General features: G+C 66.1%; 7 protein-coding genes. 6 read left to right on the top strand and 1 reads right to left on the bottom strand.

The genetic code is table 11. The annotated features are described in order from the left end of the window. The first annotated feature begins 154 nt into the window (after positions 1-154). Positions 155-1042, top strand: coding sequence for a LysR family transcriptional regulator (locus B3361_RS02375; protein WP_047150280.1), 888 nt, complete (start codon positions 155-157; stop codon positions 1040-1042). Here the strand turns inward: B3361_RS02375 and B3361_RS02380 are convergent. Then, positions 1030-1812 (bottom strand): AraC family transcriptional regulator, encoded by a 783-nt coding sequence (locus B3361_RS02380; RefSeq protein ID WP_029886565.1) that lies wholly within the window; start codon positions 1810-1812, stop codon positions 1030-1032. The two genes, B3361_RS02375 and B3361_RS02380, sit on opposite strands and share 13 nt — an antisense overlap. A 376-nt stretch (positions 1813-2188) precedes the next feature. Here B3361_RS02380 and B3361_RS02385 point away from each other — a divergent pair, with 376 nt between their 5' ends. The 5 genes from B3361_RS02385 (at position 2189) to B3361_RS02405 (ending at position 8834) form a co-directional block, all read left to right on the top strand. Further along, complete coding sequence (locus B3361_RS02385) at positions 2189-3805, top strand: APC family permease (RefSeq protein ID WP_054906249.1); 1617 nt, start codon at positions 2189-2191, stop codon at positions 3803-3805. A gap of 86 nt (positions 3806-3891) precedes the next feature. Further along, positions 3892-4818 (top strand): 4-hydroxyproline epimerase, encoded by a 927-nt coding sequence (locus tag B3361_RS02390; RefSeq protein WP_009683315.1) that lies wholly within the window; start codon positions 3892-3894, stop codon positions 4816-4818. A 44-nt stretch (positions 4819-4862) separates the two neighbouring features. Next, positions 4863-5810 carry a dihydrodipicolinate synthase family protein gene (locus B3361_RS02395; RefSeq protein WP_009683314.1) on the top strand — a complete coding sequence of 316 codons (948 nt, stop codon included), beginning with the start codon at positions 4863-4865 and terminating at the stop codon, positions 5808-5810. Between the two features lie 187 nt (positions 5811-5997). Beyond that, positions 5998-7575: an aldehyde dehydrogenase (NADP(+)) gene (locus B3361_RS02400; RefSeq protein ID WP_054906248.1), complete on the top strand. Its 1578-nt coding sequence runs from the start codon at positions 5998-6000 to the stop codon at positions 7573-7575. A 2-nt stretch (positions 7576-7577) separates the two neighbouring features. Next, positions 7578-8834, top strand: a complete 1257-nt coding sequence (locus tag B3361_RS02405) for an NAD(P)/FAD-dependent oxidoreductase (protein ID WP_029886569.1) — start codon at positions 7578-7580, stop codon at positions 8832-8834. Positions 8835-9148 lie beyond the last annotated feature (314 nt).

Genomic DNA, 9148 nt, shown 5'->3' on the forward strand with positions numbered 1-9148 from the left:
CCCTGCATTTCTTTTGACAAACACCTGTCAGCCCTGACGCGATCCCAGCGGAAGCTGGCTTGCCAGCGACAGGGCCCGCCCAGGCAACATCTAACAATGGCCAGCCACCGCAGAGTTGGTTAAGGTCAACACACCCCGCATCCCAGGCACTTCCATGGACATCAAGCAGCTCAAGTTCCTCATCGCCCTCGACCAGACCCGCCACTTCGGCCAGGCGGCGGCGCTGTGCCATATCACCCAGCCGACGCTGTCCATGCGCCTGCGCAACCTGGAGGACGAACTGGACCTGGTGCTGGTCAAACGTGGCCAGCGCTTCGAGGGCTTCACCGAAGCCGGCGAGCGCATTCTGGCCTGGGCCCGCACCCTGCTCGCCGCCCACGACGGCCTGCAGGCCGAAGCCGCCAGCTGCCGTGGCCAGGTGGTCGGCAGCCTGCGCCTGGGCACGGTGCCGCTGGCCAGTTTCAACCCCATGCACCTGCTGCTGCCGCTGCGGGAAAAATACCCGGAGCTGCACTTCCAGCTCAGTTCGCTGAGCTCGGAACAGGTCATCGACGGCCTTAGCCGCAACCAGCTCGATCTGGGCATCTGCTACCTGGACCAGGTCAACACCAGCTTCTTCGAAGTGATCGAGCTCGGCATCACCACCATGGGCCTGCTGCATGACACCCGGCACTTCCGGTTTGCCAGCGACAGCTTGCGCTGGGACGAACTCGGCGACATTCCGCTGGGCCTGCTGAGCAAAGGCATGCACTACCGCCAGTCACTGGACCTGAGCTTTCGCAGCCGTGGCCTGGAGCCCAATGCGGTGCTGGAAAGCGATTCGAGCTTCCAACTGATTCAGGCCATCAACACCGGCATGTGCTGCGCGATCATGCCACTGGACTGCGGCCTGGAAGACCTCAGCGAGCACTTGCGCATCCTGCCGGTGGCCGACGCCGCCATCCATAGCCCGGTCGGCCTGCTGCTGCGCCGCAGCGAGCCACGTTCGGCCATTGCCGAGCAGTGCTTTGCCGAGGCGCAGGCACTGTTTCAGGCGGGCTGATCGCTGGTCGCCTGGCGGTATTGGCGCGGCGTGAAGCCGGTCAGTTGCTTGAACTGGCGGCTGAAGGCGCTGTGGTCGGTGTAGCCGCAGCACATGGCCACCTCGGTGATCGGCAATTCTGAATGCAGCAAGCGATGGGCGTGCTCCAGGCGCGCCTTGTGGATCATCTGCCGTGGCGTGAGGTGGAACACCCGCTTGCAATAGCGCTCCAGCTGGGCCACCGAAATGCCCGCGATGCGGGTCAGCTCGCGCATGCTTATGGGCTGGTGAAAATGCTGGCGGATATGTTCGTCCACCGCGGCCAGGCGCTGGTACGCAGGGTGGCTGTCGGCCGCTGACTGCAGGTCGACCGAGATGCCGACCAGGCCAATGATCTCACCCGCCTGGCTGTACAACGGGCGCTTGTGGGTCAGGCACCAGCCTGGCTCGCGGCTGCCGTACAGGTGCAGCTCCAGCTGGTCTTCCAGCACCAGGCCCTCCTTGAGCACGCGGCGGTCCTGTTCGGTGTAGCCGGGACCGAGCTGCGCCGGAAACACTTCGGCGCTGGTCTTGCCCAGCAACGGTTGCAGGCGCTTCAGGCCACAGCGCTGGACCAAGGTGTTGTTGGCCAGCACGTAGCGGGCGGCCGGGTCCTTGATGAAAATCGCAGCGTTGGGGATGGCGTCGAGGATCGGCAGCAGCAGCGAGACACCGGCCAGCAGGGCCTCGAGGGAGGCGGGACGGTGCTGGTCCAGGGAGTGGTAGAGGGGTGCCAGGGGGGTGTCGGTCATCTGCTCGATCTCTGTTGGCTTTGTCGGCCCTTTCGCGGGCATGCCCGCTCCCACAGGTACCTCACAATTCCCGAATCCTGTGCTGTACCTGTGGGAGCGGGCGAGCCCGCGAAGAGGCCGGCACTACTCACACATACCTACAGCCCTTATACGGTATGGCCTACAGCCTATTCCCCACCCTTGTGGCTGACCACTGCTTTTTCCCAACTGTGCCGATTTCGTCATGCCCCTTGCAGAAAACCATCAAGAACCGCCGCCCCGATCGGCCCATTCTATGCCCCACGCAAGCCGCCCAAGCCCTACAAGAACGCGGCCCGAAAGCCGCACCTGGTGACATCAGACCTGCCTATCCAATAACCAACAAAAAGGCGAACCCATGTCAGGCAAATTCAAGAAACAGTTATCGCTGCTGGACCTCACCTTCATCGGCCTCGGCGCCATTTTCGGCTCCGGTTGGCTGTTCGCCGCCAGCCACGTTGCGGCCATCGCCGGCCCGGCCGGCATTCTCTCCTGGTTCCTCGGCGGCTTCGCCGTGCTGCTGCTGGGCATCGTGTACTGCGAACTGGGCGCCGCCCTGCCCCGCGCCGGTGGCGTGGTGCGCTACCCGGTGTACTCGCACGGCCCGCTGCTGGGCTACCTGATGGGCTTCATCACCCTGATCGCCTTCTCCAGCCTGATCGCCATCGAGGTGGTCGCCTCGCGCCAATATGCTGCCGCCTGGTTTCCCGAACTGACCAAGGCCGGCTCCAGTGACCCCACCGTGCTTGGCTGGCTGGTGCAGTTCGCCTTGCTGGGGCTGTTCTTCTTCCTCAACTACCGCAGCGTGAAAACCTTTGCCAAGGCCAACAACCTGATCAGCGTGTTCAAGTTCATCGTGCCGCTGCTGGTGATCGGCGTGCTGTTCACCTTCTTCAAGCCGCAGAACTTCACCGTGCAAGGCTTTGCCCCCTTCGGTTTGTCTGGCGTGGAGATGGCCGTATCGGCCGGTGGCATCATCTTCGCCTACCTTGGCCTGACACCGATCATTTCGGTGGCCAGCGAAGTGAAGAACCCACAGCGCACCATCCCGATCGCACTGATCCTGTCGGTGCTGCTGTCCACCGCCATCTACGCCCTGCTGCAACTGGCCTTCCTCGGCAGCGTACCCACCGAAATGCTGGCCAACGGCTGGGCCAGCGTAACCAAGGAACTGGCCCTGCCCTACCGTGATATCGCCCTGGCACTGGGGGTGGGCTGGCTGGCCTACCTGGTGGTGGCCGACGCCGTGATCTCGCCCAGTGGCTGCGGCAACATCTACATGAACGCCACCCCACGGGTGATCTATGGCTGGGCGCAAACCGGCACCTTCTTCCGCTACTTCACCCGTATCGACGCCGAGTCCGGCATCCCGCGCCCGGCGCTGTGGCTGACCTTCGCGCTGTCGGTGTTCTGGACCCTGCCCTTCCCGTCGTGGGAGGCGCTGATCAACGTGGTGTCCGCAGCCCTGGTGCTGAGCTATGCCGTGGCCCCGGTCAGTGTCGCCGCGCTGCGCCGCAACGTCCCCGAGATGCCGCGCCCGTTCCGGGTCAAGGGCATGGCGGTGCTGGGCCCCCTGTCGTTCATCATCGCCGCACTGATCGTGTACTGGTCGGGCTGGAACACCGTGTCCTGGCTGCTGGCCCTGCAAATCGTGATGTTCGTGCTGTACCTGATGTGCAAACGCTTCGTACCGACCCAGCACCTGTCGCTGGCCCAGCAAATGCGCAGCTCGGCGTGGCTGATCGGCTTCTACGCGGTGACCATCCTGTTGTCCTGGCTGGGCAGCTTCGGCGGCCTGGGCGTGCTTGGCCACCCATTCGACACGGTGGCGGTGGCTGTAAGTGCGCTGGGCATCTACTACTGGGGGGCCGCTACCGGTGTGCCTGCCCACCTTGTACGCCTGGAAGGCGAGGACGAAAGCGAAGCCAGCCATGAGCCCCTGACAGACCCGCGCTCGGCTGCACTGGCGCGGTGAAGGGCTTTACCTGTGGGAGCTGGCTTGCCAGCGATGAGGCCCGCACCAGCAGCACATGACCATACAGATCAAACAGGGACATGCCCATGAAACAGATACACGTCATCGACTCCCACACCGGCGGCGAGCCTACCCGCCTGGTGATGCAGGGCTTCCCGCAACTGCATGGCCGCAGCATGGCCGAGCAGCGCGACGAACTGCGCGAGCTGCACGACCCGTGGCGCCGCGCCTGCCTGCTGGAGCCACGCGGCAACGATGTGCTGGTGGGCGCGCTGTACTGCCCGCCAGTGTCTGCCGACGCCACCTGCGGGGTGATCTTCTTCAACAACGCCGGTTACCTGAACATGTGCGGCCACGGCACCATCGGCCTGGTCGCTTCACTGCAGCACCTGGGCCTGATCGCACCCGGCGTGCACAAGATCGACACCCCGGTCGGCCAGGTCAGCGCCACCTTGCATGAAGACGGCGCCGTCACTGTCGCCAACGTGCCCGCCTACCGCTACCGCCAGCACGTGGCGGTGCACGTACCCGGGCATGGCGTGGTGCATGGCGACATCGCCTGGGGTGGCAACTGGTTCTTCCTGGTTGCCGAACACGGCCAGCGCATTGAACTGGATAACCGCGAGGCCCTGACCGCGTACACCTGGGCCATGCTCAACGCCCTGCAAGCGCAAGGCATTACCGGCGAGCACGGCGCGCCCATCGACCACGTCGAGCTGTTTGCCGACGACGCCGACGCCGACAGCCGCAACTTCGTGATGTGCCCCGGCAAGGCCTACGACCGCTCGCCCTGCGGCACCGGCACCAGCGCCAAGCTGGCCTGCCTGGCGGCCGACGGCAAGCTGGCCGAGGGCCAGACCTGGGTGCAGGCCAGCATCACCGGCAGCCAGTTCCAGGGCCACTACCAGCGCGACGGCGAGCGGATTCGCCCGTTCATCACCGGCCGCGCCTACATGACCGCCGACAGCACCCTGCTGATCGACGAACAGGACCCATTCGCCTGGGGCATCTGAACCCCGCCTTTTGACCCACCCGAATTTCGCCAGGAGTAACTTGCATGAACAACAACATCTTCACCGGCACCATGCCCGCCCTGATGACCCCGTGCACCGCCGAGCGCAAGCCGGACTTCGACGCGCTGGTGCGCAAAGGCCGTGAACTGATCGATGCCGGCATGAGCGCCGTGGTGTACTGCGGCTCGATGGGCGACTGGCCGCTGCTGACCGAGGCCCAGCGCCAGGAAGGCGTGGCACGCCTGGTGGGCGCCGGCATCCCGACCATCGTCGGCACTGGCGCGGTGAACACCCGCGAGGCGGTGGCGCATGCCGCCCACGCGGCCAAGGTTGGCGCCGCCGGGCTGATGGTCATCCCCCGCGTGCTTAGCCGCGGCGCCTCGCTGATCGCGCAAAAACACCACTTCTCGGCCATTCTCGCCGCGGCACCGAAGCTGCCGGCCGTGATCTACAACAGCCCCTACTACGGCTTTGCCACCCGCGCCGACCTGTTCTTCGAACTGCGCAGCGCATACCCCAACCTGATCGGTTTCAAGGAGTTCGGCGGTGGCGCCGACCTGCGCTACGCCGCCGAACACATCACCTCCAAGGACGATGACGTGACCCTGATGGTCGGCGTCGATACCCAGGTGGTGCATGGCTTCGTCAACTGCAACGCCACCGGTGCCATCACCGGCATCGGCAACGCCCTGCCGCGTGAAGTGCTGCAACTGGTAAGCCTGAGCAAGCAGGCGGCCAAGGGCGACGCCCGCGCCCGCCGCCTGGCGCGTGAGCTGGAAGCGGCGTTGGCGGTGCTGTCGTCGTTCGATGAAGGCTGCGACCTGGTGCTGTACTACAAGCATTTGATGGTGCTCAACGGCGATCGCGAGTACAGCCTGCATTTCAACGAGACCGACGCCCTGACCGACGCCCAGCGCAACTATGCCGAGCAGCAGTACGCCCTGTTCCGCACCTGGTACGCCAGCTGGTCGGCCGAGCAGAACCTGGCCTGACGTATGGCCTGCGCGGTCTCTTGTAGGAGCGGCCTTGTGTCGCGATCGGGCTGCACAGCAGCCCCGGCAATTCATGCGTCTGCGCGCAACCCTTGGGGCTGCTGCGCAGCCCAATCGCGACACAAGGCCGCTCCTACAGGGGCACGTTTTGCCTTGCTACATGCACCTGATTCCCCAAGGAGGCTCCATGAACCTTACAGGCAACCTGCTGATCGGCCACACCCCGGTAACCGGCAGCCGCGCGGCGATCCACGCCGTCAACCCGGCAACCGGCCAGGCGCTGGAACCACCCTACTTCGGCGGTAGCGGCGAACAGGTGGCCCAAGCGTGCGCCCTGGCCTGGGCGGCGTTCGATGCCTACCGCGAAACCTCGCTCGAACAACGGGCCCACTTTCTCGAAACCATCGCCGCGCAGATCGAAGCGCTGGGCGATGCCCTGATCGACCGGGCCGTGGCCGAAACCGGCCTGCCCAAGGCGCGCATCCAGGGCGAACGCGGCCGTACCTGCACCCAGCTGCGCACCTTCGCCCGTGTCGTGCGCGCCGGTGAATGGCTGGATGTGCGCATCGACCAAGCCCTGCCCGAACGCCAGCCGCTGCCGCGCAGCGACCTGCGCCAGCGCCAAGTGGCCTTGGGGCCGGTGGCCGTGTTCGGCGCCAGCAACTTCCCCTTGGCCTTCTCGGTGGCCGGCGGTGACACCGCCTCGGCATTGGCTGCAGGCTGCCCGGTCGTGGTCAAGGCCCACAGCGCGCACCCTGGCACCAGCGAACTGGTCGGCCGGGCCCTGGCGCAGGCGGCGCAACAGTGCGGCTTGCCAGAAGGTGTGTTCTCGCTGCTGTACGGCGCCGGCCATGAAGTCGGCATCGCGCTGGTCAGCGACCCGCGCATCCAGGCGGTTGGCTTCACCGGCTCGCGCAGCGGTGGCATGGCGCTGCGCCAGGCTGCCCAGGCACGCCCGCAGCCGATCCCGGTGTATGCCGAAATGAGTTCGATCAACCCGGTGTTCCTGTGCAACGCGGCCCTGCAAGCCCGCGGCGAAGCACTGGCGCAAGGCTTTGTCGCGTCGCTGACCCAGGGCGCCGGCCAGTTCTGCACCAACCCGGGCCTGGTGATCGCCCGCCAAGGCCCGGCCTTGCAGCGTTTCATCAGTGCGGCCAGCCACCACCTGCAACAGGCGGCTGCGCAAACCATGCTCACCCCGGGCATTTTCAGTGCGTACCAGGCCGGCGTCGCGGCCCTGGCGGAGAACGCCAATGCCCAGCCCGTGGCCAGCGGCCAGGGCGGCACCGGCCCTAACCATTGCCAGGCGCAACTGTTCGTCACCCAGGCCGAGGCCTTCCTTGCCGACCCGGCGTTGCAGGGCGAGGTATTCGGCGCGGCCTCGTTGCTGGTCGCCTGCAGCAGCGATGAGCAAATGCGCCAGGTTGCCGAGCACCTGGAGGGCCAATTGACCGCCACCCTGCACCTGGACGAAGCCGACATCGACAGCGCCCGCGCCCTGCTGCCCACCTTGGAACGCAAGGCCGGGCGGCTGTTGGTCAACGGCTGGCCGACCGGGGTCGAGGTGTGTGATGCCATGGTGCATGGCGGCCCGTTCCCGGCCACCACCGATGCGCGCACCACTTCGGTGGGTACAGCGGCGATCCTGCGTTTCCTGCGCCCGGTGTGCTACCAGGACTTCCCCGATGCGCTGCTGCCACAGGCCCTGCAACAGGCCAACCCGCTGCAACTGCGGCGCCTGCTGGACGGTAAACGGGAAGGCTGAGCATGCACGAAACCGCTGAAACCGACATCGCCGTGGTGGGCGCCGGCATCGTCGGCGTCGCCTGCGCCCTGCAACTGGCCCGTCAGGGCCGCCGGGTCACCCTACTCGACCGCCAGGCGCCCGGCCATGGCGCCTCGTTCGGCAATGCCGGGCACCTGGCGACCGAGCAAGTGTTCCCGATTGCCGACCTGTCGATCCTCAAGCGCCTGCCACGCATGCTGCTCGACCCCATGGGCCCGCTGCGGCTGGACTGGAAGTACCTGCCCAAGGCCATGCCGTGGTTCACCCGGCTGCTGCTTAATCTGCGCCCAGCGCCGTTCCAGCGCAGCGTGGCTGGCATTCGCCGGTTGAACGAAGCCAGCCTGGGGGCCTGGCAACAGCTGCTGGGCTCGATCGGGCGCAGCGAGCTGTTTCACGCAGCGGGCTCGCTGCTGGTGTTCGAGCGCCCCGAATCACGGCAGGCGCTGGCGGCGTTGCAGGCGCGCCTGCAACAGCAGGCCGTGCCCGTGGATTACTGGTCGGCACACGCCGTACGCGCAGCCGCGCCCCAGCTGAGCGAGTCGTTGCTTGGCGGGTTGTTTTTCCCGAGGACCGGGCATTTCATCGACCCCTACCGGGTGGTCTGCGCGTTGTTCGAGGCGGCCAAGGCCAGCGGCGTGCGCTTTGTACAAGCGCAGGTGGAGGGTGGCCACCTGCACAGCGGCGGGGTCAGCCTGGCCAGCGCCCAGGGCACGTTCAACGCCCGCCAGGTGCTGCTCAGTTGCGGTGCGCATTCGGCACGGCTCACCGCGGCCCTGACCGGCAAACGGGTGCCGCTGGACACCGAGCGTGGCTACCACCTGATGCTGCCTGGCGAACACCAGCGCCTGCCCTTTGCGGTCACTTCGCTGGAGCGCAAGTTCATCATGACCCCCATGGCCGAAGGCCTGCGCCTGGCGGGCACGGTGGAGTTCGCCGGGCTGGAGGCGCCGCCGAGCATGCAGCGGGCGTGGCAGTTGCACCGCTTGAGCAAGGGCTTGTTTCAGCAAGAGCTGAGTGTTGAAGGCGCCACGCCGTGGATGGGCTTTCGGCCTTCGCTGCCCGATTCACTGCCGGTGATCGACCGTGTGTGTGACGGGCGGGTGCTGTTGGCGTTCGGGCACCAACACCTGGGGTTGACCCAGGCGGCGGTCACGGCGCAATGGGTGGGGCGTTTGGCCGAGCGGGCTGGCGGGGCCGAGCTGGCGGCTTACCGGCTGGGCCGTTTTGGGAGATTCTAGGGGCTTGCCGATGGCATCACTCGGCGCGGCATCTTCAGGGTTTGGGAGATCGAGCGCCGCCCGCGCGGCGCATCGCGAGCTGGCGCTCGCTCCTACGTTTGTTTCTGGCCAATTATGCCTGTGGGTGTTGCGCGCGAACGCCTTGGTGTATGGCGCGATATCGCGTCGTACGAAAAGGCGGTCGCGTGCGCCTGACACAGGATGGACTGGCCCGAAACAAACGTAGATCCTCTGTTGGCGGTCAAGCTTTTTTGAGGTGTTCAGAGCTGAAAAGCTTGGCCGTATCAAATGGCTCTTCTCCGCTCATGCACGCC

This window comes from Pseudomonas sp. UBA6699, assembly GCF_002454615.1.
Classification (GTDB): domain Bacteria; phylum Pseudomonadota; class Gammaproteobacteria; order Pseudomonadales; family Pseudomonadaceae; genus Aquipseudomonas; species Aquipseudomonas juntendi.

Coding starts and splice junctions, on each gene's coding strand:
- B3361_RS02375 (WP_047150280.1), top strand. CDS start 155: ATGGACATCAAGCAGCTCAAGTTCCTCATCGCCCTCGACCAGACCCGC.
- B3361_RS02380 (WP_029886565.1), bottom strand. CDS start 1,812: ATGACCGACACCCCCCTGGCACCCCTCTACCACTCCCTGGACCAGCAC.
- B3361_RS02385 (WP_054906249.1), top strand. CDS start 2,189: ATGTCAGGCAAATTCAAGAAACAGTTATCGCTGCTGGACCTCACCTTC.
- B3361_RS02390 (WP_009683315.1), top strand. CDS start 3,892: ATGAAACAGATACACGTCATCGACTCCCACACCGGCGGCGAGCCTACC.
- B3361_RS02395 (WP_009683314.1), top strand. CDS start 4,863: ATGAACAACAACATCTTCACCGGCACCATGCCCGCCCTGATGACCCCG.
- B3361_RS02400 (WP_054906248.1), top strand. CDS start 5,998: ATGAACCTTACAGGCAACCTGCTGATCGGCCACACCCCGGTAACCGGC.
- B3361_RS02405 (WP_029886569.1), top strand. CDS start 7,578: ATGCACGAAACCGCTGAAACCGACATCGCCGTGGTGGGCGCCGGCATC.